Annotated in this window: 22 protein-coding genes; 8 read left to right on the forward strand and 14 right to left on the reverse strand. The window is 58.7% G+C overall.

The window, feature by feature from the left end:
• Positions 1-32: 32 nt before the first annotated feature.
• The 8 genes from mnmE to LRL22_RS16165 all read right to left on the reverse strand — a co-directional run bounded on the left by mnmE (position 33) and on the right by LRL22_RS16165 (position 6,299).
• The gene (gene mnmE / locus LRL22_RS16130) at positions 33-1,394 is read right to left on the reverse strand and encodes a tRNA uridine-5-carboxymethylaminomethyl(34) synthesis GTPase MnmE (RefSeq protein WP_040068431.1); all 1,362 of its coding nucleotides are present in this window, start codon (positions 1,392-1,394) and stop codon (positions 33-35) included.
• A gap of 99 nt (positions 1,395-1,493) precedes the next feature.
• Positions 1,494-3,140 (reverse strand): membrane protein insertase YidC, encoded by a 1,647-nt coding sequence (gene yidC, locus LRL22_RS16135; protein ID WP_216949902.1) that lies wholly within the window; start codon positions 3,138-3,140, stop codon positions 1,494-1,496.
• Positions 3,141-3,145: 5 nt separating this feature from the next.
• Positions 3,146-3,394 (reverse strand): membrane protein insertion efficiency factor YidD, encoded by a 249-nt coding sequence (gene yidD, locus LRL22_RS16140; protein WP_075116235.1) that lies wholly within the window; start codon positions 3,392-3,394, stop codon positions 3,146-3,148.
• Positions 3,361-3,720 (reverse strand): ribonuclease P protein component, encoded by a 360-nt coding sequence (rnpA, locus tag LRL22_RS16145; protein ID WP_005342318.1) that lies wholly within the window; start codon positions 3,718-3,720, stop codon positions 3,361-3,363. Before rnpA ends, yidD begins: the two co-directional genes overlap by 34 nt.
• On the reverse strand, positions 3,720-3,854 hold the full coding sequence (gene rpmH / locus LRL22_RS16150) for a 50S ribosomal protein L34 (protein WP_005307156.1): 135 nt from the start codon (positions 3,852-3,854) through the stop codon (positions 3,720-3,722). Before rpmH ends, rnpA begins: the two co-directional genes overlap by 1 nt.
• Positions 3,855-4,124: 270 nt before the next feature.
• Positions 4,125-4,859, reverse strand: a complete 735-nt coding sequence (locus LRL22_RS16155) for an amino acid ABC transporter ATP-binding protein (protein WP_005339311.1) — start codon at positions 4,857-4,859, stop codon at positions 4,125-4,127.
• Between the two features lie 12 nt (positions 4,860-4,871).
• On the reverse strand, positions 4,872-5,540 hold the full coding sequence (locus LRL22_RS16160; protein ID WP_019445518.1) for an amino acid ABC transporter permease: 669 nt from the start codon (positions 5,538-5,540) through the stop codon (positions 4,872-4,874).
• On the reverse strand, positions 5,541-6,299 hold the full coding sequence (locus tag LRL22_RS16165; protein WP_005339308.1) for an amino acid ABC transporter substrate-binding protein: 759 nt from the start codon (positions 6,297-6,299) through the stop codon (positions 5,541-5,543). It lies immediately after the preceding gene.
• Between the two features lie 313 nt (positions 6,300-6,612).
• Between LRL22_RS16165 and dnaA the strand changes: the two genes are divergently transcribed.
• The 4 genes from dnaA to gyrB all read left to right on the forward strand — a co-directional run bounded on the left by dnaA (position 6,613) and on the right by gyrB (position 12,684).
• Positions 6,613-7,983, forward strand: coding sequence for a chromosomal replication initiator protein DnaA (dnaA, locus tag LRL22_RS16170; protein WP_270905868.1), 1,371 nt, complete (start codon positions 6,613-6,615; stop codon positions 7,981-7,983).
• A gap of 83 nt (positions 7,984-8,066) precedes the next feature.
• On the forward strand, positions 8,067-9,170 hold the full coding sequence (dnaN, locus tag LRL22_RS16175) for a DNA polymerase III subunit beta (RefSeq protein ID WP_005339306.1): 1,104 nt from the start codon (positions 8,067-8,069) through the stop codon (positions 9,168-9,170).
• A 2-nt stretch (positions 9,171-9,172) separates the two neighbouring features.
• Positions 9,173-10,276: a DNA replication/repair protein RecF gene (gene recF / locus LRL22_RS16180; protein WP_005339305.1), complete on the forward strand. Its 1,104-nt coding sequence runs from the start codon at positions 9,173-9,175 to the stop codon at positions 10,274-10,276.
• Complete coding sequence (gyrB, locus tag LRL22_RS16185) at positions 10,273-12,684, forward strand: DNA topoisomerase (ATP-hydrolyzing) subunit B (protein WP_270905869.1); 2,412 nt, start codon at positions 10,273-10,275, stop codon at positions 12,682-12,684. Before recF ends, gyrB begins: the two co-directional genes overlap by 4 nt.
• Positions 12,685-12,803: 119 nt before the next feature.
• Here gyrB and LRL22_RS16190 read toward each other — a convergent pair whose 3' ends face one another.
• The 4 genes from LRL22_RS16190 to LRL22_RS16205 all read right to left on the reverse strand — a co-directional run bounded on the left by LRL22_RS16190 (position 12,804) and on the right by LRL22_RS16205 (position 15,830).
• Positions 12,804-13,181, reverse strand: coding sequence for a VOC family protein (locus LRL22_RS16190; protein ID WP_270905870.1), 378 nt, complete (start codon positions 13,179-13,181; stop codon positions 12,804-12,806).
• Between the two features lie 66 nt (positions 13,182-13,247).
• Positions 13,248-13,943, reverse strand: a complete 696-nt coding sequence (locus tag LRL22_RS16195; RefSeq protein ID WP_270905871.1) for a helix-turn-helix transcriptional regulator — start codon at positions 13,941-13,943, stop codon at positions 13,248-13,250.
• A gap of 65 nt (positions 13,944-14,008) precedes the next feature.
• On the reverse strand, positions 14,009-14,968 hold the full coding sequence (locus LRL22_RS16200; protein WP_270905872.1) for a helix-turn-helix domain-containing protein: 960 nt from the start codon (positions 14,966-14,968) through the stop codon (positions 14,009-14,011).
• A 91-nt stretch (positions 14,969-15,059) separates the two neighbouring features.
• Positions 15,060-15,830: an MBL fold metallo-hydrolase gene (locus LRL22_RS16205; protein ID WP_270905873.1), complete on the reverse strand. Its 771-nt coding sequence runs from the start codon at positions 15,828-15,830 to the stop codon at positions 15,060-15,062.
• Between the two features lie 280 nt (positions 15,831-16,110).
• Here LRL22_RS16205 and LRL22_RS16210 point away from each other — a divergent pair, with 280 nt between their 5' ends.
• Both LRL22_RS16210 and LRL22_RS16215 read left to right on the forward strand, forming a co-directional pair.
• The gene (locus LRL22_RS16210) at positions 16,111-16,524 is read left to right on the forward strand and encodes an Hsp20 family protein (protein WP_005339298.1); all 414 of its coding nucleotides are present in this window, start codon (positions 16,111-16,113) and stop codon (positions 16,522-16,524) included.
• A 92-nt stretch (positions 16,525-16,616) separates the two neighbouring features.
• A complete protein-coding gene (locus LRL22_RS16215; protein ID WP_005339297.1) occupies positions 16,617-17,057 on the forward strand; it encodes an Hsp20 family protein in 441 nt (146 codons plus the stop codon).
• A gap of 72 nt (positions 17,058-17,129) precedes the next feature.
• Here the strand turns inward: LRL22_RS16215 and LRL22_RS16220 are convergent, their stop codons facing one another.
• Positions 17,130-18,380, reverse strand: coding sequence for a valine--pyruvate transaminase (locus LRL22_RS16220; protein ID WP_270905874.1), 1,251 nt, complete (start codon positions 18,378-18,380; stop codon positions 17,130-17,132).
• Positions 18,381-18,672: 292 nt separating this feature from the next.
• Here LRL22_RS16220 and LRL22_RS16225 point away from each other — a divergent pair, with 292 nt between their 5' ends.
• Positions 18,673-18,906 (forward strand): hypothetical protein, encoded by a 234-nt coding sequence (locus tag LRL22_RS16225; RefSeq protein WP_270905875.1) that lies wholly within the window; start codon positions 18,673-18,675, stop codon positions 18,904-18,906.
• Here the strand turns inward: LRL22_RS16225 and LRL22_RS16230 are convergent.
• Positions 18,836-19,660, reverse strand: coding sequence for an AraC family transcriptional regulator (locus LRL22_RS16230; RefSeq protein ID WP_270905876.1), 825 nt, complete (start codon positions 19,658-19,660; stop codon positions 18,836-18,838). The genes LRL22_RS16225 and LRL22_RS16230 overlap by 71 nt on opposite strands.
• A 92-nt stretch (positions 19,661-19,752) precedes the next feature.
• On the opposite strand from LRL22_RS16230, the gene LRL22_RS16235 reads away from it, so the two are divergent.
• Complete coding sequence (locus LRL22_RS16235; protein ID WP_270905877.1) at positions 19,753-20,880, forward strand: multidrug effflux MFS transporter; 1,128 nt, start codon at positions 19,753-19,755, stop codon at positions 20,878-20,880.

The raw sequence follows: 20,880 nt of genomic DNA on the forward strand, positions 1-20,880 counted from the left end.
AACCCGGGCTTTTTGTTGTTTGCTGAACCGGCTTACTTGCCGATGCAGAAGCTGGAGAAGATGCGGCCCAGCAGATCGTCGGAGCTGAATTCGCCGGTGATCTCGGAGAGGGACTCCTGCGCCAGGCGCAACTCTTCGGCCACCAGCTCACCGGCCACGAACACTTCCAGCTGCTCCTTGGCCACCAGCAGGCGCTCGGCGGCACGCTCCAGCGCATCCAGATGGCGGCGGCGGGCCATAAAGCCCCCTTCGGTGTTGCCCTGGAAGCCCATGCACTGTTTAAGGTGCTCGCGCAGGGCGGGCAGCCCCAGCTCGGTCTTGGCGGAGATGCGGTAGACTGCGTGGCCCTGCTCCTGACTCGGTGCCAGATCTTCGCCAGTCAGGTCGGCCTTGTTGCGAATGACGGTGAGGCCGATGTTTTTTGGCAACCGATCAACAAATTCCGGCCAGATCTCCCGCGGGTCGACCGCGTCCGTGGTGGTGCCATCCACCATAAACAGCACCCGGTCGGCCTGTTCGATCTCGGCCCAGGCGCGCTCGATACCGATTTGTTCCACCTTATCCTGGGTGTCGCGCAGACCGGCGGTATCGATGATGTGTAGCGGCATGCCATCGAGATGGATATGCTCGCGCAGCACATCGCGGGTGGTGCCGGCAATCTCGGTGACGATGGCCGACTCACGGCCCGCCAGGGCATTTAGCAGGCTCGATTTGCCGGCGTTGGGACGACCGGCGATCACCACCTTCATCCCTTCCCGCAGCAGCGCGCCCTGTTTGGCTTCCCCGCGCACGTCGTCCAGCTCGGACATGATGGCGTAGAGGTCGCCCGCCACCTTGCCGTCGGAGAGGAAGTCGATCTCCTCGTCCGGGAAGTCGATGGCCGCTTCCACGTAGATGCGCAGCCGGATCAGGCTCTCCACCAGTTGCTGGATTTTGCTGGAGAACTGCCCCTGCAGGGAGTGCATGGCGCTGCGGGCGGCCTGTTCGCTGGAGGCTTCAATAAGGTCAGCGATAGCTTCGGCCTGGGCCAGATCCAGCTTGTCGTTGATGAAGGCGCGCTCGCTGAACTCGCCGGGCCGGGCAGGACGAATGCCGTCGATTTTCAGAATGCGGCGGATCAGCATGTCCATGATGACGGGGCCGCCGTGGCCCTGCAGCTCCAGCACATCCTCGCCGGTGAAGCTGTTGGGAGCTTTGAACAGCAGGGCGATGCCCTGATCCAGTACCTGGCCTTGCTCATCCTTGAACGGCAGATATTCGGCGTAGCGCACCCGCGGGAGCTTGCCGAGCACTATCCCGGCGACCTGTTCGGCGGCGGGGCCGGAGACCCGGACTATGCCGACGCCACCACGGCCTGGCGCGGTGGCCTGGGCCACGATCGTATCTGTTGTCATCTTGCTTGGCTCGTTTGTTCGCTGATAGGAAAACGTAGTGGGAGACATTGTAATAAAAAAGGCGGCCCGAAGGCCGCCTCTTTTGTCATCACGGGAAGATTAGCTGCGTGAATGCAGTCCTTTCTTCTCCAGCTGACGATAGATGATGGTCTGCTGGATGATGGAGATGACGTTGCTCACCAGCCAGTAGAGAGTCAGGCCAGCCGGGAACCAGAGGAACATGAAAGTGAAGATGATCGGCATGAACTGCATCACTTTCTGCTGCATCGGGTCGGTGATGGTGGTCGGGCTCATCTTCTGCAGATACCACATGGAGGCACCCATGAGGATTGGCAGCACGAAGAAGGGGTCCTTCACTGACAGGTCAGTGATCCACAGGGCAAACGGTGCGTGACGCAGTTCAACGGACTCCATCAGTGCCCAGTAAAGGGCGATGAAGATCGGCATCTGAACCAGGATCGGCAGGCAGCCACCCAGCGGGTTGACCTTTTCCTTCTTGTACAGCTCCATCATGCCCTGAGACATCTTCTGGCGGTCGTCGCCGAAGCGCTCGCGCAGGGCCGCAATCTTGGGTTGCAGCATGCGCATCTTGGCCATGGAGGTGTACTGGGCCTTGGTCAGCGGGAACATGATGCCGCGCACCAGCAGGGTCAGCATGATGATGGCCAGACCCCAGTTCTGGACGAAACCGTGGAACACGGTCAGCAGCCAGTGCAGCGGTTGGGCGATGAACCACAGCCAGCCGTAGTCGACGGTCAGGTCGAGGTGGTTAGCCACCTTGGCCATCTGGTCTTGCAGCTTGGGACCGACCCACAGCTTGCTGGTCACTTCAGCCTGTTGGCCGGCAGCCACGTCAACCAGCGGCGCCTTGTAACCGATGATGGCCTGGCCTTTGCCCGGGATCACGCGGCTGTAGAAGCTGTTGGTATCGTCGGCATTCGGTGCCCAGGCAGAGACGAAGTAGTGTTGCAGCATGGCGACCCAACCACCCTTGGTGGTCTTGTTCAGGTCGGCATCCTTCATCTCGTCGAAGGTGTACTTCTTGTAGCGGGTATCTTCAGTGGAGAAGGCACCACCACGGTAAGCGCTGGCTACCATGGCATGACCTTCCTGATCCTTCGGCGTTGCTACGGTTTGCTTCAGCTGACCATAGAACTGCACCTGAACCGGCTCGGCAGATTTGTTGTCGATCTTGTAATCAACGCCAACGGCATAGTCGCCACGCTTGAGGATGAACTCCTTGGTGAAGACAACGCCCTTGCTGTCGGTCCAGGTCATCGGAACGACGACTTGATCCTGACCATCGGCCAGCTGATAGCTGGTCTGGGCGGCTTCATAGGTAGGACGACCTTCGGCCTGACTGTCCGGACCGTTGCGACCTACCAGACCGCTCTGGGCGATATAGAGGTGCTCAGGCTTGCTGGTCAGCAGCACGAACGGTTGGTCCTTGCCCTCTTCCAGTTTGTGAGACAGCAGTTCGGCAGACACGATGTCGCCACCCTGGGTGTCCAGGGTCAGCTTGAGCACGTCAGAGGAGACGGTGATCAGCTTGCGTGCGGCAGTCGCGTTGGCTTGCTCGGAAACCTGAGGAATATCACCGGTCTGACCGGCTTCAGGTACGAAATGTTCGGTTTGGGCCACGGTAGTCGGGGCCGGCTTCGGAGCCTTGTCGGACTCCCACTGTTGCCAGAGCAGAAAGCTCACGAACAGCAAACCGATCAGGAGTAGATTGCGTTGTGATTCCATAGTTTTCAGTTTCTTCGCTTTGGTTGCGGAACCGGGTCATAACCACCCTCGGATAAGGGATGGCATTTTAATAGACGTTTGCTGGCTAACCAAACGCCTTTTATGAAACCGTGAAGTCGGATGGCTTCTATCGCAAATTGGGAACAAGTTGGGGTAAAACGGCAGCGCGGCCCGAGCAGAGGGCTAATGATTAGCTGATACAGGCGTATCAGTTTGATAGCTACCCATTGCAACGGCGTGACAGGGTGCGCCATAGCTTTTCCAGTAACTTGAACAGTTCCTCGTTATCCATCTCTTTCACACCGGCCTTGGCGATCACCACGATGTCGATAGCGGGCAGCTGATGTTGTTTGAGGCGGAAACTTTCCCGAACCACCCGTTTGACACGATTACGCCAAACGGCACGCTTGAGTGCTTTTTTGGGCACAGCGAGACCAAGACGAGGGTGTTCGAGCGAATTGGGAGAAGCGAGAAGGGTAATCTGCGGAGAGGCGGCCCGGACAGGCTCGGCGAAAACGCGTTTGAAGTGTTCGGGAGTTAACAGACGTAACTCCCGAGAGAAGGTGTGCTGGGTAGGCATTAGACTACCAGGCGGGCACGACCCTTGGCACGACGAGCGGCCAGAACTTTACGACCGTTGGCAGTTGCCATGCGGGCGCGGAAACCGTGAGAGCGCTTGCGCTTCAGGTTGGACGGTTGAAAAGTACGTTTCATGATTCGATTCCGTATTTCTGTACAGTTTTGATTGTCACACTTAGCCGACGCGCCAGCTATAGCGTGTGACGACTAGCAAAAGAGGCCGAATTCTAAACAGAGTTCGGCTTTTAGTCAATCCGCCGTTCCCTCTCATCCTGCCATGGTCTTGAAAAGGCCACTGCCGAGCGTGAGGATCCAGAGGATCAAGGGCTCAGGATTATACTGGCAACCCGGTGTTAAACAAGGGATCCCTCAATAAAAAAGGCGGCTAGGCCGCCAAAGAGAGAGCTATTTAAGGACTTTCCGCAAGAACTCCCGGGTACGGGGATCCTTGGGATCGACCAATATCTGATCCGGCGGGCCCTGCTCGACGATCCGCCCACCTTCCATGAAGATCACCCGATCGGCAACATCACGAGCAAATTCAATCTCATGGGTCACCACCACCATGGTCTGGTGCTGGCGGGCCAACTCTTTCATCAGTCCCAAAACCTCGTCGACCCACTCGGGATCGAGGGCCGAGGTGGGCTCGTCAAACAGGATCACCTTGGAGTGGGCCGCCATGGCGCGACCGATGCCGACCCGCTGCTGCTGGCCGCCGGAGAGGGAGGCTGGATAGGCATCCTGCTTGTCGGCAAGACCAATGTCCTTGAGGATGCCGAGCGCTGTGGCGCGGGCCTCAGCTTTTGGCTGCTTCCAGACGGTGATCAGCCCTTCGGCGATGTTGTCGAGCGCTGTTTTGTTGGCAAAAAGGGCGTAGTTCTGGAACACGAAGGAGGCCCGCTTGCGCAGCTCGATCGCCTGTTGTTCACTGGCCTTGGCCAGATTGAGCTCGAGATCGTCGATGGCCAGGGTGCCCGCATCCGGGGTCTCCAGAAGGTTCAGGCAGCGCAACAGGGTCGACTTGCCGGTGCCGGAGGGGCCGATGATGACGACAATTTCCCCCTTTTTGACCTCCAGATCGATACCGTTGAGCACCTGATTGCCGTGATATGCCTTGGAGAGGCCGGTTAGCTTGATCATGAACGCCCTCCTTTAATAGGCACGGTTGAGACGGACTTCCAGCAGATGCTGCAAGCGGGTAAAGAAGATCACCACCACCCAGTAGATCAGCGCCACCGCCATAAAGCTCTCGAAGAACTTGAAGGAGGAGGAGGCTTCCATTTGCGCCTTGCCCATTATCTCGGCCACTCCCAGGGTGAACGCCAGCGAGGTGCTCTTGATCATGTCGATGAAGTAGTTCATCAGCGACGGGGTGGCGATACGGGCCGCCTGCGGCAGGATGATCCGCTGCATCGCCTGATAACGGCTCATGCCGATACTGAGCGCCGCTTCCATCTGGCTTTTGTGAATGCCGAGGATGGCTGCGCGGATCGACTCGGCCATGTAGGCGGCGAAGTGCAGGGTCAGACCGACGATGGCGGCGGTAAAGGCATCCATTCCCACGAAGATCGGGAACAGTTGCGGCAGTCCGTAGTAGAGCAGGAACAGCTGAACGAGTAGCGGTGTACCCCGAAAGAACGAGATATAGAGCATCGCCAGCCAGTGAATCGCAGGGACGCGAAACACCCGTACTATCGCCAGGGCCAGCGAGAGTACGAGTGCCAGCACGAATCCCCACAGGGCCATCTCCATCGTGGTGCCCAGGTATTTGAGCAGGATGGGAAACAGCCCCAGCGTGTATTCGAGGTCAAATTCCATCATTTATTTGTCGGTGATGTCGGAAGCGAACCATTTCTCGGAGATCTGGCGCAGGGAGCCATCCTTGCGCATGGCGGTCAGGGCCTCGTCGACCTTCTTCAGCAGCGCCTGTTTCTCCGGGGTCTTCAGGAAGGGCAGGGCGTTCTCGATAGTCTCGAACGGTGCGCCAGCCTGTTGCAGCGGCAGCTTGGACTCCTTGATCAGCTGGGCGGTGGAGACGCGGTCCATCACGAAGGCATCGATGCGACCCAGGGCAACATCCTGCTCGAAGGCGGAGTCATAGGTGCGGATATCGATCTTCTTGTTCGGGTCATTCTTGCGCAGCAGCTCTTCAAAGTTGGAACCCAGGTTCACGGCCACCTTCTTGCCTTCCAGATCCTTGATGCCATGAATGGTGCTGTTGCCCTTGCGTACCACGATCTGGGCGCCGTCATAGACGTAAGGCTGGGAGAAGTCGTACTTCGCCTTGCGCTCGTCGGTGATGGTGATCTGGTTGGAGATGGTATCGATGCGGCCGGTTTCCAGCATGCCGAACAGGCCGGAGAAGCTGGCGGTCACGAATTCGACCTTGTAGCCGGTGCGCTCGCCGATCTGGTTCCACATATCTACTTCAAAGCCCTGCAGCTTGTCCTGCTTGACGAAAGTGAACGGGAAATATTTGCCCGACATGCCGACCTTGATGGTCTCCTGGGCGATGGCCTGACCGGACAGGGTGGCGAGCAGGATGGCTGCGCCGGAAATCAGTTTGATGGATGTTTTCATGGTGTTTCTCTCTCTCTCAATGTCTTGTATTTGTAGTTGTAATAACTGGTTTGGCCCTGATGTTATTGGAATAAAATTTAAAAAATAAATGACATTTGGTTATATGAAATAACAGGAGAGAAGCACGGGATCGACCAATCCGGACGGTGGATCAAGCTGTGGGTAACTTTGGGGATGAAATCCGATCCAAAGGCGCTGGATCCTTGAAAGTCAAGGATCTTATTTGCTGGATCCACTGGGCGATGGCTGGAGATCCGGCGGCTAAAAACGTAGAATAGCCGGTCTTTAGTTAATCAATCGACAGGAGTTTAGAGTGACTGCTTCGCTATGGCAGCAGTGCCTTAACCGGCTGCAAGATGAGTTGCCCTCGGCAGAATTCAGCATGTGGATCCGGCCGCTTCAAGCGGAGTTGAGTGACAATACTCTGACCCTGTATGCACCGAATCGCTTTGTTCTGGACTGGGTACGAGACAAGTATCTCATCCGGGTTAACGGCATCATCAACGAACTCTGCGGGGTCGACGGCCCCGCCCTGCGTTTTGATATAGGCAATCGTCCCCATCCTGTTGCTGTCGCCAGAGCGCCGGTACAGGGTGCCGCGCTTGTGAATAACTTGCAGAAGAGCTGGGAAAGCAAGGCTGAAGCCAAGCCCGAGCCGAACCACAAGAGCAACACCAACGTGAACTATACCTTCGAGAATTTCGTTGAGGGTAAGTCCAACCAGTTGGCGCGTGCGGCTGCCCGTCAGGTAGCGGACAATCCGGGTGGTGCTTACAACCCGCTGTTCCTCTATGGCGGCACCGGCCTTGGTAAAACCCACCTGCTGCACGCCGTTGGCAATGCCATCAAGGAGAGTAAAAAAGATGCCAAAGTCATCTATATGCACTCCGAGCGGTTTGTTCAGGACATGGTGAAAGCGCTGCAAAACAACGCCATTGAAGAGTTCAAGCGTTACTACCGCAGCGTCGATGCCCTGCTCATCGATGACATCCAGTTCTTCGCCAACAAGGAGCGCTCCCAGGAGGAGTTCTTCCATACCTTCAATGCCTTGCTGGAAGGTAACCAGCAGATCATCCTGACCTCGGATCGCTATCCGAAGGAGATCAACGGTGTCGAGGATCGCCTCAAGTCCCGCTTCGGCTGGGGCCTGACCGTGGCGATCGAACCGCCGGAGCTGGAGACCCGTGTCGCGATCCTGATGCGCAAGGCAGACGAGAACCAGATCCATCTGCCGGACGAAGTGGCCTTCTTCATTGCCAAACGTCTGCGATCCAACGTCCGTGAACTGGAAGGCGCCCTCAACCGGGTGATCGCCAACGCCAACTTCACCGGCCGTGCCATCAACATCGATTTCGTGCGCGAAGCGCTGCGCGACCTGTTGGCACTGCAGGAGAAGCTGGTCACCATCGACAACATCCAGAAGACGGTGGCGGAGTACTACAAGATCAAGCTGGCGGATCTTCTCTCCAAGCGTCGTTCCCGCTCTGTTGCCCGTCCGCGCCAACTGGCGATGGCACTGGCCAAGGAGCTGACCAACCACAGTTTGCCGGAGATAGGTGATGCCTTTGGTGGTCGTGACCACACTACCGTTCTTCATGCCTGCCGCAAGATCGAGCAGCTGAAGGAGGAGAGTCACGACATCAAGGAGGACTATTCCAACCTGATCCGTACCCTTTCTTCCTGATAACGGAATCGAGTGGACAGATGCAGCGCGAATATTCCAACCTGATCCGAATCTTTTCCTCCTAATCACAACGGAGAGCACAGATGCAGCTCGAAATTAGCCGTGAGGCCCTGTTACGTCCTCTGCAGCTGGTGTCCGGCGCCCTCGGCGGCCGACCGACCCTGCCGATCCTCGGCAACGTGCTGCTTGATGTCAGCAACGGTCTGCTGTCACTGACCGGTACCGATCTCGAAGTAGAGATGATCGGTCAGGTCTATCTGAACGGGGCCAGCGAAGATGGCCGCACCACAGTACCGGCGCGCAAGCTGCTGGATATCTGCCGTGGTCTGCCGGAAGGCGCCGAGATCCGTCTCAATACCGAAGGGGAGCGCCTGATCATCCGATCCGGTCGCTCCCGCTTCAACCTCTCGACCCTGCCGGCGACCGAGTATCCGAACATCGAGGATTGGGAATCCGTGCTCGAGTTCGATATCAGCCAGCTGGAGCTGAAGAAGCTGATCGATGCGACCCAGTTCTCCATGGCCAGCCAGGATGTGCGTTACTACCTGAACGGCATGCTGTTCGAGAGTGAAGGTCACGGTCTGCGTACCGTGGCGACCGACGGTCACCGTCTGGCCACCTGCCGCCGCGAGGTCGTAGGGGAATCGCTGCCCGATCATCAGGTTATTCTGCCGCGCAAAGGGGTATTGGAGCTGGTGCGTCTGCTGGAAGCAGAAGACAAGCCGGTGCGGCTGCAGATCGGCCGCAGCAACCTGCGTGCCGCCCTCGATGGCTTCATCTTCACCTCCAAGCTGGTGGATGGCCGCTTCCCGGATTGGCGTCGCGTCATTCCGCGCAACAGCGACAAGGCCCTGATCGCCGGCCGTGAGGATCTGCGTCAGGCGTTTGCCCGCGCCGCCATCCTCTCCAACGAGAAATTCCGTGGGGTGCGTCTCAATCTGCAGGAAAACCTGCTGCGCATCACCGCCAACAACCCGGAGCAGGAAGAAGCCGAAGAGCTGCTTGACGTACAATATGCCGCTGGCGAGATGGAGATCGGCTTTAACGTCTCTTATGTGCTCGACGTGCTGAATACGTTAAAATGTGACCAAATTCGGATTAGCCTGAGCGATTCCATCAGCAGTGCCATTATTGAGGATTTTGAACATCAGGATGCTCAGTACGTGGTGATGCCGATGCGGATCTAGTCGTGTCCCTGGTCAAACTCCAGCTCAGCGACTTTCGCAATATCCAGCAAGCCAGTCTCAAGCTGTCGCCCGGCCTCAACATTCTGGTCGGGTGCAATGGCAGCGGCAAGACCAGTGTGCTGGAAGCCATTCACTACCTTGGTCTGGGGCGCTCCTTTCGCACTCATTTGACCGGGCGGGTCATCCGCCAGGGGGAGAGGGCCTTTACCCTGTTTGCCCAGTGCGAGCTGGAGGGGCGTCAGGTACCGATCGGTCTTGCCAAAGACAAGAGTGGCGAGACCCAGCTCAAGATTGCCGGGGCACAGGCCCAGCGGCTTGCCGATTTGGCGGAGCTGTTGCCGGTGCAGTTGATCCATCCCGATGGTTTCAACTTGCTGACGGGCGGGCCTCAGGCTCGCCGCGCCTGGCTCGATTGGGGTGTCTTCCATCAGGAGCCGACCTTCTTTGCCCTGTGGGGACGAGTGCGGCGGCTGCTGAAACAGCGCAATGCGCTGTTGCGCCAGAGCACCCAATACCGCCAGCTGGCGTTCTGGGATCAGGAGTTGGTGCGGCTGGGGGGTGAGCTGGCCGAGTTTCGCGCCAGTTATTGTCAGGCCATTACGCCCCTGATCAAGGAGATGACGGCGGATTTTCTGCCGGAATTCGATATCAGTCTCGGCTTTTACCGGGGCTGGGAGAAAGATACTCCCCTCGGCGATCTGCTGGAGGCGGGGTTTGAGCGGGATCGGGCGCTGGGCTATACCGGTGTCGGTCCACAGAAAGCCGATGTGCGCCTCAAGGCGAACGGGGTGCCCGCTCAGGATATTTTGTCCCGGGGTCAGCTGAAGTTGCTGGTCTGCGCTATGCGACTGGCCCAAGGGCTCTATTTGAATCAACATAGCAGCCGTGGCTGTATTTTTTTAATTGACGATTTTGCCTCTGAACTGGATGTCGACAAGCGCCGCTTGCTGGCCGCAAGGCTGAAGCAGTGCGCGTCCCAGGTGTTTATCACCGCCATCGACACCGGTCAGCTCGCAGACATGATGGATGCGAATGACTGTAAGTTGTTCCACGTGGAACAGGGTAAAATCTCCGAAACGTTAGAGAAGGCAGAGAGTAAGCTATGAGTGAAAATACTTACGACTCCTCGAATATCAAGGTGCTGAAGGGCCTGGATGCGGTCCGCAAGCGCCCGGGGATGTATATCGGCGATACGGATGATGGCTCGGGTCTGCACCACATGGTGTTCGAGGTCGTCGATAACTCCATTGACGAGGCGCTCGCTGGCTACTGCTCCGATATTCAGGTCAAGATCCATTCCGATGGCTCCGTCTCCGTGCGCGATAACGGCCGTGGTATTCCGGTCGATATTCACCCGGAAGAGGGCCGCTCCGCTGCCGAAGTCATCATGACCGTGCTGCACGCTGGCGGTAAGTTTGATGACAACTCCTACAAGGTATCCGGCGGCCTGCACGGCGTGGGTGTCTCGGTAGTTAACGCCCTCTCTGACAAGCTGTTGCTGACCATTCGTCGTAACGGCCACGTCTACGAGCAGACCTATCATCTGGGTGAGCCGCAGGCGCCGCTCAAGCAGATTGGAGACAGCACCGGCACCGGTACCGAAGTTCGCTTCTGGCCGAGCCCTGCCATTTTCAGCGATACCCTGTTCCATTACGAGATCCTGGCCAAGCGCCTGCGCGAGCTCTCCTTCCTCAACTCCGGTGTCTCCATCCGTCTGCAAGACGAGCGTGATGGCCGCGAGGCGCATTTCTGCTACGAGGGTGGCATCAAGGCATTCGTTGAGTACCTGAACCAGAACAAGACCCCGATCCACCCGAAGGTGTTCCATTTCACTACCGAGCAGGATGGTATCGGCGTTGAAGTGGCGATGCAGTGGAACGACGCCTATCAGGAAGGGGTCTACTGCTTCACCAACAACATCCCGCAGCGGGATGGTGGTACTCACCTCGTTGGCTTCCGTACCGCGCTGACCCGTACTCTGAACTCCTATATGGACAAAGAGGACTACAGCAAGAAGGCCAAGTCTGCCGCCAGTGGCGACGACGTACGTGAAGGTCTGATTGCCGTTATCTCCGTCAAGGTGCCGGATCCCAAGTTCTCATCTCAGACCAAAGACAAGCTGGTCTCTTCCGAAGTGAAGACCGCCGTTGAACAGGCGATGGGTGAGAAGCTGGCGGACTTCCTGCTGGAAAACCCGGGCGATGCCAAGATCGTGGTCAACAAGATCATCGATGCGGCCCGTGCCCGTGAAGCGGCCCGCAAAGCCCGCGAACTGACCCGCCGCAAAGGCGCGCTGGATATCGCCGGTCTGCCCGGCAAGCTGGCTGACTGTCAGGAAAAAGACCCGGCTCTCTCCGAACTCTACATAGTGGAAGGGGACTCTGCTGGCGGTTCCGCCAAGCAGGGTCGCAACCGTAAGAACCAGGCCATCCTGCCGCTCAAGGGCAAGATCCTGAACGTAGAGAAGGCCCGTTTCGACAAGATGATCTCCTCGCAAGAGGTGGGCACCCTGATCACCGCACTGGGCTGCGGTATCGGTCGTGACGAGTACAACCCGGACAAGCTGCGTTATCACAACATCATCATCATGACCGATGCGGACGTCGATGGTGCGCACATCCGAACCCTGCTGCTGACCTTCTTCTATCGTCAGATGCCGGAAATCATCGAACGCGGCTACGTCTACATCGCCCAGCCGCCGCTCTACAAAGTGAAGAAGGGAAAGCAGGAGCAGTATCTGAAAGACGAAGACGCGCTGCTGCAGTACCAGACCGCCATGGCGCTGGATGGTGCTACCCTGCACGTCAACGAGTCTGCCCCGGCCATCGGTGGCGAGGCGCTGGAGCGCCTGGTCAACCAGCACCGCTCGGTGACTCACCTGATTACCCGCATGTCTCGTCGTGCGCCGGAAGCGGTACTGACCCAGCTGATCTATCAGCCGGAGTTGAACGAAGCGCTGCTGAACAGCGAGAGCGATCTGCTGGCCTGGTGTCAGGGTATGGAAGCCGTGCTCAACGAGAGCAACCAGGGTATCCAGTACCAGATCCAGGTTCGTCGTGATGAAGAGCGCAGCCTGTACGTTCCGCACGCCGTGGTTCGTCAGCACGGTGTTGACCGCGAATATCCGCTCAGCTACGACTTCCTGCAATCCTCCGAGTACCGTCAGCTGGTCTCGCTGGGCAAGGAGATCGCCAACCTGATCGAGGAAGGCGGTTACATCAAGCGTGGCGAGAAGGTCAAGCCGGTCTCCAGCTTCGTCGAAGCGGTCGAGTGGCTGATGGGCGAAGGCAAACGTGGCATCTACATCCAGCGCTATAAAGGGCTGGGTGAGATGAACCCGGACCAGCTGTGGGAAACCACCATGGATCCGGAAGCCCGCCGCATGCTGCGCGTCACCATCGACGACGCCGTCGGTGCCGACCAGCTCTTCTCCACCCTGATGGGTGATGCCGTTGAGCCCCGTCGTGACTTTATTGAGACCAACGCCCTGCGCGTGGCCAACCTCGACGTCTAATCGACGCTGTCAGCTCGATATAAAAAAGCCGCTCCCTGTGAGCGGCTTTTTGTTTTTGGGCGGAAGAAGTTGCACGTTCCACGTGAAACATGAAACAGCTTGGTGTTGATGGTTCTAACTCAGCCCAGTTCTGGTGCCAGGCAGTAGAGGCGCAGACGATGGCCATCCGGATCGAGGGCCATGCAGGTGTAGCCAAACTCCATCTTGGTCGGCGCTTGGATCAGGGTGAGCCCGCGCGCCAGCCACTCGGCAGACAGGCGATCGACGGCATCATCATCCGGGAGGGCGAAGGCCAGCTCCATCGCTCCGGCCGTTTGGGTCACGGCAGGTTCGACCGTGGCGCTGGACCAGAGTGCCAGTCTGGCGCCAGATTCGAACACGAACATGGCAAAGGTAGGTGACTCCTCCACCGGTTCATGCCCGAACAACTCGCGGTAGAAGAGCGCGCTGCGGGTCGGATTGGTAACGTAGAGGATGGTGAACTGGGGGACTAACATGGTGATGCTCCTTGCTGATGATATGGCGCATCGGCGCCGACCTCGTCAGCATGGCGCTACCTGCTGTCAGTTTCTGTCAGCAATGAATTTCGGCTGCGGGATGGCGCGCCACTCCTTCAGCAGGCTCTCTCTGCTTTTGGGATAGCGACAATCTTGCAGCTGCATCCGGGTGATGCGATCGACCCGAAAGTGGCGAAAGCCCTGACGCAGTTCGCACCAGGCTACCAGTACCCGCACCTGTTCGAAGTAGCCGATGGCAAAGGGCCAGATGGTGCGCTCTGAGGCCTCATCCTTGAGGTCACGATAACTCAGGGTCACCTTGCGTTGCTGGCGGATGGCGCAGCGCAGCGGGCCTTCATCGGTGAGGCGGTCGCTGCGGGAGGTGCCGATTAGCAGGGCATTGCTCTGGAGCTGCTGGCGATAGTCGGCGGGCAGCACGGCTTCTATCTTGGCCAGCGCACTGCTGGCCGATGCACTCAAGGCTCCGTCACCGTGGGCGACTACCAAACGCGAACCAAGCACCAGTGCATCCAGCTCCTCTTCACTGAACATCAGTGGCGGCAGCATGAAGCCGGGACGCAGCACATAGCCGATCCCTGGTTCACCCTCGATATGGGCACCTTGCGCCTGCAGGGTGGCGATATCCCGATAGAGGGTGCGCAGGCTGATGCCAAGCTGGCTGGCAAGTTCCGCGCCTGTGATGGCGTTGCGGTGGCCGCGCAGCAGCTGGAGCAGGGCCAGCAGGCGTTCGGAACGGGACATGGGATGACTCCTCGGGATTTCTGGCTAGCCTGCCATAGCGGAGTGAGCGGGTATAGAGGATGTCATCAGACATTGTTGCCGCGAAAAGATCGTCGCCACTCGCTGGGGGAGATGGCAAAGCGGGCGCGGAAGTGATTGCGCAGGGAGGTGGCACTCTTGAAGCCGACCAGCTCGGCGATGCGATCGATGGAATGACTGCTCACTTCCAGTAACTCCTGACTGCGCCTGAGCCGCTCCGCCAGCAGCCATTCACCCACCGAGAGGCCGGTAGCCTGATGAAAGCGGCGGGTAAAGGTGCGTCGACTCATCAGGGTGAGATCTGCCAGAGAATCCAGGGTATGAGGCTCGGCCAGATGGGCACGCAGGTGATCGAGCAACTGATTCATCCGGGCATCGCGTGTGGAGGTGGGCACCGGCTGTTCGATAAACTGGGCCTGACCCCCTTCCCGGTGGGGCGGGATCACCAGCCGCCGCGCCACCTTGTTGGCGATGGCCGAGCCGTGGTACTGGCGCACCAGATAGAGGCAGCAGTCCAGCCCGGCAGCGGTGCCTGCCGAGGTGACCAGCCCATCGTCATCCACATAGAGGGCGTTGGTATCTAGCTGCACGCAGGGAAAGCGGCGGCAGAAATCCTGTTCGTACTCCCAGTGGGTCGATGCCTTGCGACCATTAAGCAGTCCGGCGTAGGCGAGCACATAGGTGCCGAGGCATAGACCGACCAGTCGGGCACCTCTGGCTCTGGCGGCAATTAGGGCATCGAGCAGCGGTGCGGGTGGTCGTGCGGCCGGGTCGTGCCAGAAGGGAATAATGATGATCTCCGCCTCGGCCAGCTCCTCCAGCCCATGGGGCGCCTGAATGGTGAAGCCTTGTGCCGAGTGTGCGTGGCGGTTGCCATCGCCGCAGCAGATATTGAGCTCGAACAGTGGCTGGCCCGGCAGGATGTCGCCGAAGATGAGGCAGGGGACGGCGCAGTGAAAAGGGCTGAAGTGATCGAAGGTCACCACGGCAACGATCGGGGTGGGCATTATGTTGACTCCTCTCTGCGCGCAGACCTCTCATCATAAGCGTTCGGCAGTGAAAGCCGAAGGGCCATGTCTGGCATGGCCCTCCTGCGGATCACAGCGATATCGCCTCGCCATCTTCCGGCACCCGTACCCGATCCGTCATGCCCCTTACCGCCAGATAGTCGCGCAGCTCCTGGCGTGACAGCACGGCGTGGTTGACCGCCTCCATATGGCTGGCGATCAGCGTGGCTTGTGGTGCAGCCTGATATACGGCGGCGACATCTTCCTTGCCCATGATGATGGAACCGAGCCCTGGCACCTGTGCATCACCGCAGTTGAGGATGATGACCTCGGGTTGATGCTGTTGCAGGGCTTGCTCGACCCGGGGATGCCAGATGGTATCACCGGCCAGATAGAGGCTCTGTTCATCGGGGTGGGAGAAGACCACACCGCACACTTCTCCCATGCGCTCGCCCAGTACCGCCATCAACTGGTCGCTGCCGTGCTGGCCACCGGTCTGCTGCAGGCGAATGCCGGCAAACTCGGGCTGGTCGCTCAGCAGCCTCACATCCTCAAAGCCACTGGCACGAATGGCATCGGCATCTTTCTGATGTTGCACCAAGAGCGGCAGATGCTTGGGGAGCAGGGCTCTGGCGGCATCATCCCAGTGGTCGGGATGGTCGTGGGTGACGATCACGGCGTCCACATTGACCAGCTCATTGATCGGCAGCGGCAGCTCGACCAGCGGATTGCGCAGCTGGCTGTTGGCGGTGCCCTCAAAGCCGGGGAAGGCTCCCTTGGCCGAGAGCATGGGGTCGATCAGAAAGCGGGTGCCGGCATAGTCGAGCAGCAAGGTGGCGTTGCGAACCTGGGTAATCTTCATGGGATGGCTCCATGTTGGCTGGTGGATATGCAACCAATTATGGGGCGCTAAGCGAGTTGCCATCAGTGGCCCACGGGTCGATTATCATCACTATCGGGCCAACAGGTTGATGTTCTACAGGCCGGTGCGGCCATTTAAAAAATTTGAAAAAATCCCCTTGAAAGGAAAAAGTGAGCCCCTATATAGGTAACAAGGCCGGAATGCTCGATAGAGGTTTCGACCAGGCGCCCGTCCATAAGGAGGGCAAACAATCCGTTATCGCTCATAAGAGGGTAATACTATGCGTTCTATCGACTTTTCTCCGCTCTATCGTTCTGCCATCGGTTTCGATCGTCTGGCCAATCTCATCGAATCTGCGGCCAGCAATGGCAATGCTGGTTATCCCCCCTACAACATCGAGCAACTGGGTGACAACGACTACCGCATCAGCATGGCGGTGGCAGGCTTTACCCAGGAAGAGCTGGAGCTGAGCTTCCAGGAAAATCTGTTGACGGTGAAGGGCAACAAGCAGGCCGACACCGGGCGCAACTATCTCTATCAGGGGATCGCCGAACGTGGTTTCGAGCGCCGCTTCCAGCTGGCCGACTATGTGCGGGTGAAAGGGGCCGACCTGAAAAACGGCTTGCTGCACATCGAGCTGGTGCGTGAAGTGCCCGAGGCGATGAAGCCGCGCAAGATCGAGATCAACGGCTGATAGCCTGAATTCACTGAAATTTTAAAATTTCCCGGGTGCCGATAACGGGCCTGTGGAGAGTTGAACCTGTTGCTTATTAGAAGGATAGGATTATGCGTAACCTCGATTTCTCTCATCTCTATTCCAACGCCGTCGGCTTCGAGCGGATGGCCCGTGAGCTGGAAGGTCTGTTCGAGCAGAAGACCGCCGCTTACCCCCCGTACAACATTGAAAAGCGCGATCAGGATGGCTATCGCATCACGGTCGCCGTGGCTGGCTTCGAGCGCGAAGAGCTGGAGCTGGAGACCGAAAACGGCACCCTCAAGGTGAAGGGGCGCAAAGGGGCTGCGGCCGGTGAGCGTCAGTTCCTCCATCAGGGAATTGCCGAGCGTGACTTCGAGCTCGCCTTCAAGCTGAGCCAGCACGTGGAAGTGCAGGGCGCCAAGCTGGAGCATGGTCTGTTGACCATCGATCTGGCTCGCGAGTTGCCCGAGGCGCTCAAGCCCCGAGCCATCCCCATCGGTAAACCCGAGCAGCTGGCGTTGCCCGGCTAAGCAAACCGGATCGCGATAAACAACAAAGGCCTGCATCTGCAGGCCTTTCTGTTTTTGTATCGCTGGATTGGATTAACCAGCGTAGAGGGCGTTTATCTCGTCGGCCAGAATGGCGATGCCGCGGCGCACCAGCTCCTCGCTCTGGGAGTAGTTGAGGCGGATGCACTCCTGGCTGTGGCGCCACTCGGGGTCATCGATGCCGGGGAAGAAGTAGTGACCCGGCACGATCAGCAGGTTCTTCGCCTTCAGCCGCTCGTACAGCTCCTGACAGTGGATCGGCAAGCCTTCAAACCAGAGCCAGAGGAAGAGGGCCCCTTCCGGTTTATGAATGTGGAAGCGCGGGTCGGGAATCGCTTCGCGCAGCAGCTGCACCGCCAGCTCCGCCTTCTGCTGATAGAAGGGCTTCACCACCTGTTCGCTGAGGGCGATGATATCGCCGCTCTCGATCATCGGGATGGTGATGGCGGGCCCCAGACTGCCCGGCGCCAGATTGATGATGCCGCTCAGGTTGGTGATGGCCTGAATGATCTTCTCGTCGGCGATGACGATGCCGCAGCGGGTGCCTGGCAGGCCGAGCTTGGAGAGGCTCATGCAGAGGATGGTGTTGGCGTTCCAGAACGGCTTGGCTTCGCTGAAGATGATGCCCGGGAAGGGGACGCCGTAGGCGTTGTCGATCAGCAGCGGAATCCCCTTGTCGCGGGCGATCTGATCGAGGTGTTCGATCTCTTCATCGGTCAGCACGTTGCCAGTGGGGTTGGTTGGGCGGGAGACGCAGATCACCCCGATATCGTCGCTCACCTGCAGGCTTTCGAAATCCACGTGGTATTTGAACTGGCCATCGGGCAGCTTCTCAATGGTGGGTTTGTAGGCCACGAAGTAGTCGTCGGCCAGCGCCGAGTCGGCATAGCCGATGTATTCGGGGGCGAGCGGGAACAGCACCTTCTTCTTGCGGCCATCAGCAAATTCACCGGCCAGCAGGTTGAACAGGTAGAAGAAGGCATTCTGGCTGCCGTTGGTCAGGGCGATATTGCGGGCCGAGATATCCCAGCCCAGCTCTTTGCTGAGCAGGGCCGCCAGCGCCTTGGTGAACCTGTCTTTGCCTTGCGGGCCATCGTAGTTGGCCATCGCTTTGACCAGCTCGCCGTTGTCGAGCAGGCTCTTGGCTTCCGCCTGAAAGCGTTCCAGCATGGCGGGGATGGGGGCCGGATTGCCGCCACCCAGCATGATGGCGTCCGGATTGGTCAGCCCCTGATTGAGGTCATCCATGAGTTGGGTAATACCGGCGTGGCGAGTGAACTTCTCGCCGAACAAGGAAAATTCCATTCGGTGACAGATCCAGAGTCAGTTACGAAGATGTAGCACCATAGCTCAGTTTAAAAGCGGGTGTCGATCAAAAAGATGGGACGTTCCACGTGGAACATGGTGCAAAAATCAAGCGTGGCTAAAAGCACCAACTGTTGGTTTAAAAATGACCGAGCGGGATGCATTTTGCGACTCAATTTGGTATCGAAATATAGTTAATTTAAACAAAATCATCATGTTATGAATTGCGTGAGGATTGGCACAACTATTGGAATAGCTATCTGGTCATCTCAACCATACCGGAGCAAACCAGATGAAAAGCCTGATCGCCACCCTGATTGTGAGTGTCCTGAGCCTGAACGTGATGGCCAACGAAAACCCGCGGCCCGAGCTGGAGAGTGCCCAGCTGGAGCAGGATGTGCAGAGCGAGTTGCAACAGGCATCCCATGCCGTGGTGAAGGATGCGTTGCATAACCTCAAGCCGCTGGCGCTGGATACCTTGGTGGTGGAAGCGAGTCAGGCTGTGGCGACTCACCCCGAGAGTTGAGGTAGCGCAGGGGGGTCTGTCCTGTATGTTGTTTGAAGAAGCTGATGAAGGCGCTGTCGCTGGAGAACTCCAGCGCAGCGGCAATCCGGCTGATGGACTCGCTTTCGGCCAGCAGCTCCATGGCGCGCAACAGCCGCCACTGCTGACGCCACGCCTGATAGCTCATGCCGGTCTCCCGCACGAAGATGCGGCCAATGGTCTTGTCACTGGCACCCACCCGTTCGGCCAGCCGGTTGAGCCGATCGGGCAGGGCATTCCCCCGTTTCAACTGCTGTAGCCAGTCGCCCAGTCTGGGATCGGTCGGCAGCGGCAACTGCCACGACTCCCGTGGCGCCTGCCCCAACTCCTCCATAAACAGTGCCACCGTTCGTTGCTGCTGCTCTTGCGGTTTGTCCCACGGCCAGAGCGCCATCCGTTCGATCAGTTCGTGCAGCAGCGGATTGACCGCCAGCACTTCGACCGTGCCGGGCAACTCGGGGTGCGGCTGGAAGTAGAGGGATCGGTAGGCCACCACACCGCGCATCAGTACCCGGTGGGCGGTGCCCGCTGGCAGCCAGGCGGCGCGGGTGGGTGGCAGCAGGCAGACCCGACCTTCCAGCTCCATGGTCATGCAGCCGGATTGGGCGAACAGCAGCTGATGGCGTTGATGTTGATGCAGACCCGAGTCGTGCCAACCGAGGGCGGAGGCGATGCCGATCACGCTGCCCGTCAGCTGGTCGGGGTCAAAAGGGTGATCGGGAAGAATAAAGGCCATATGTCCGATTTTTGATATTTATAGTCCTGCTTATTGTAATCAGACAATCGGCATCTCTCTAGAATGGCGACCTCTTGTGAAGGAGGTTTGTCATGAACAACAAGTTGCCACCGCTCTGGCTGGTGGTGGGATTGATGATGTTTCCCCAAATTGTGGAGACCATCTACAGCCCGGTCCTGACCCATATCGCTAGCCAGTTTCGGGTGAGCGAAGGGCAGGCATCCCAGACCTTGTCGGTCTATTTTCTGGCGTTTGCGGTGGGCGTGGTCTGCTGGGGACGGCTCTGCGATCTGATTGGGCGGCGCCCCGCCATGCTGGCGGGTCTGCTCACCTATGGCGTCGGCACCTTGCTGGCGCTGCTGGCCAACCAGTTTGAAACCCTGCTGCTGGCCCGGGTCATCTCGGCCTTTGGCGCAGCCGTGGGATCCGTGGTGACCCAGACCATGCTGCGCGACAGCTATCAGGGCAGCGATCTGGCACGGGTCTTCTCGGTGATGGGCATAGCGCTTTCCTTGAGCCCGGTGCTGGGGCTGCTAAGTGGCGGCCAGCTGGCGAGCGGGTTCGGTTATCTCGGGGTGTTCAGCGGTCTGTTGGTACTGGCGGTAGGTTTGCTGCTGGTGACCTGCTGGCAACTGCCGGAAACCCGTCCGGTTACTACCCAGCGAGTCGCACTCTGGCCGCTGGCATGTCGGATGATGAAGGATGGCGGGCTTTGGCGCAGTGCCATGCTGGTCGCCCTGTTCAACACCATGCTGTTTGGTTACTACAGTCTGGCGCCGTTCCTGTTTGCCGGATTGGGATTGAGCACCGGCGAGTTTGGTTACTCGGGGATCTTGCTGGCGCTGGCGACTCTGCTCGGCAGCCTGCTCAACAAGCATCTGCTGGGGAGGGGGTGGCTGCCGTCATCTCTGGTCAGATTGGCTTGCGCTCTGGCGCTGGTTGTCGGGCTGCTGGTATGGGCGACTCAGTACAGCCTCTGGTTCCTGTTGCCCATGATGGGTGTGGTGGTGGCCTTCGGGCTGGCTATCCCCAATGTGCTGAGTCAGGCGCTGCTGGCCTATCGCGAAGTAGCGGGCAGTGCTGGTGCCCTGTTCGGGCTTGGCTACTACCTGCTGCTCAGTCTGGGGTTGGCGGTAGCGGCCGGATTGCAGGATCTCGGCCTGTTGCTGAGTGGCTGCGGTCTATTGGCGCTGATTTGCAGTGGGCGTCGTTCCACGTGA

The sequence above is a fragment of the Aeromonas sp. PI_26 genome (assembly GCF_027854445.1).
Lineage (GTDB): Bacteria > Pseudomonadota > Gammaproteobacteria > Enterobacterales > Aeromonadaceae > Aeromonas > Aeromonas veronii.

What these genes read in the sequence shown, in the direction of transcription:
- mnmE (WP_040068431.1), bottom strand. Translation starts at nt 1,394, where the DNA reads ATGACAACAGATACGATCGTGGCCCAGGCCACCGCGCCAGGCCGTGGT.
- yidC (WP_216949902.1), bottom strand. Translation starts at nt 3,140, where the DNA reads ATGGAATCACAACGCAATCTACTCCTGATCGGTTTGCTGTTCGTGAGC.
- yidD (WP_075116235.1), bottom strand. Translation starts at nt 3,394, where the DNA reads ATGGCGCACCCTGTCACGCCGTTGCAATGGGTAGCTATCAAACTGATA.
- rnpA (WP_005342318.1), bottom strand. Translation starts at nt 3,720, where the DNA reads ATGCCTACCCAGCACACCTTCTCTCGGGAGTTACGTCTGTTAACTCCC.
- rpmH (WP_005307156.1), bottom strand. Translation starts at nt 3,854, where the DNA reads ATGAAACGTACTTTTCAACCGTCCAACCTGAAGCGCAAGCGCTCTCAC.
- LRL22_RS16155 (WP_005339311.1), bottom strand. Translation starts at nt 4,859, where the DNA reads ATGATCAAGCTAACCGGCCTCTCCAAGGCATATCACGGCAATCAGGTG.
- LRL22_RS16160 (WP_019445518.1), bottom strand. Translation starts at nt 5,540, where the DNA reads ATGATGGAATTTGACCTCGAATACACGCTGGGGCTGTTTCCCATCCTG.
- LRL22_RS16165 (WP_005339308.1), bottom strand. Translation starts at nt 6,299, where the DNA reads ATGAAAACATCCATCAAACTGATTTCCGGCGCAGCCATCCTGCTCGCC.
- dnaN (WP_005339306.1), top strand. Translation starts at nt 8,067, where the DNA reads ATGCAGCTCGAAATTAGCCGTGAGGCCCTGTTACGTCCTCTGCAGCTG.
- gyrB (WP_270905869.1), top strand. Translation starts at nt 10,273, where the DNA reads ATGAGTGAAAATACTTACGACTCCTCGAATATCAAGGTGCTGAAGGGC.
- LRL22_RS16190 (WP_270905870.1), bottom strand. Translation starts at nt 13,181, where the DNA reads ATGTTAGTCCCCCAGTTCACCATCCTCTACGTTACCAATCCGACCCGC.
- LRL22_RS16195 (WP_270905871.1), bottom strand. Translation starts at nt 13,943, where the DNA reads ATGTCCCGTTCCGAACGCCTGCTGGCCCTGCTCCAGCTGCTGCGCGGC.
- LRL22_RS16200 (WP_270905872.1), bottom strand. Translation starts at nt 14,968, where the DNA reads ATGCCCACCCCGATCGTTGCCGTGGTGACCTTCGATCACTTCAGCCCT.
- LRL22_RS16205 (WP_270905873.1), bottom strand. Translation starts at nt 15,830, where the DNA reads ATGAAGATTACCCAGGTTCGCAACGCCACCTTGCTGCTCGACTATGCC.
- LRL22_RS16210 (WP_005339298.1), top strand. Translation starts at nt 16,111, where the DNA reads ATGCGTTCTATCGACTTTTCTCCGCTCTATCGTTCTGCCATCGGTTTC.
- LRL22_RS16215 (WP_005339297.1), top strand. Translation starts at nt 16,617, where the DNA reads ATGCGTAACCTCGATTTCTCTCATCTCTATTCCAACGCCGTCGGCTTC.
- LRL22_RS16220 (WP_270905874.1), bottom strand. Translation starts at nt 18,380, where the DNA reads ATGGAATTTTCCTTGTTCGGCGAGAAGTTCACTCGCCACGCCGGTATT.
- LRL22_RS16225 (WP_270905875.1), top strand. Translation starts at nt 18,673, where the DNA reads ATGAAAAGCCTGATCGCCACCCTGATTGTGAGTGTCCTGAGCCTGAAC.
- LRL22_RS16230 (WP_270905876.1), bottom strand. Translation starts at nt 19,660, where the DNA reads ATGGCCTTTATTCTTCCCGATCACCCTTTTGACCCCGACCAGCTGACG.
- LRL22_RS16235 (WP_270905877.1), top strand. Translation starts at nt 19,753, where the DNA reads ATGAACAACAAGTTGCCACCGCTCTGGCTGGTGGTGGGATTGATGATG.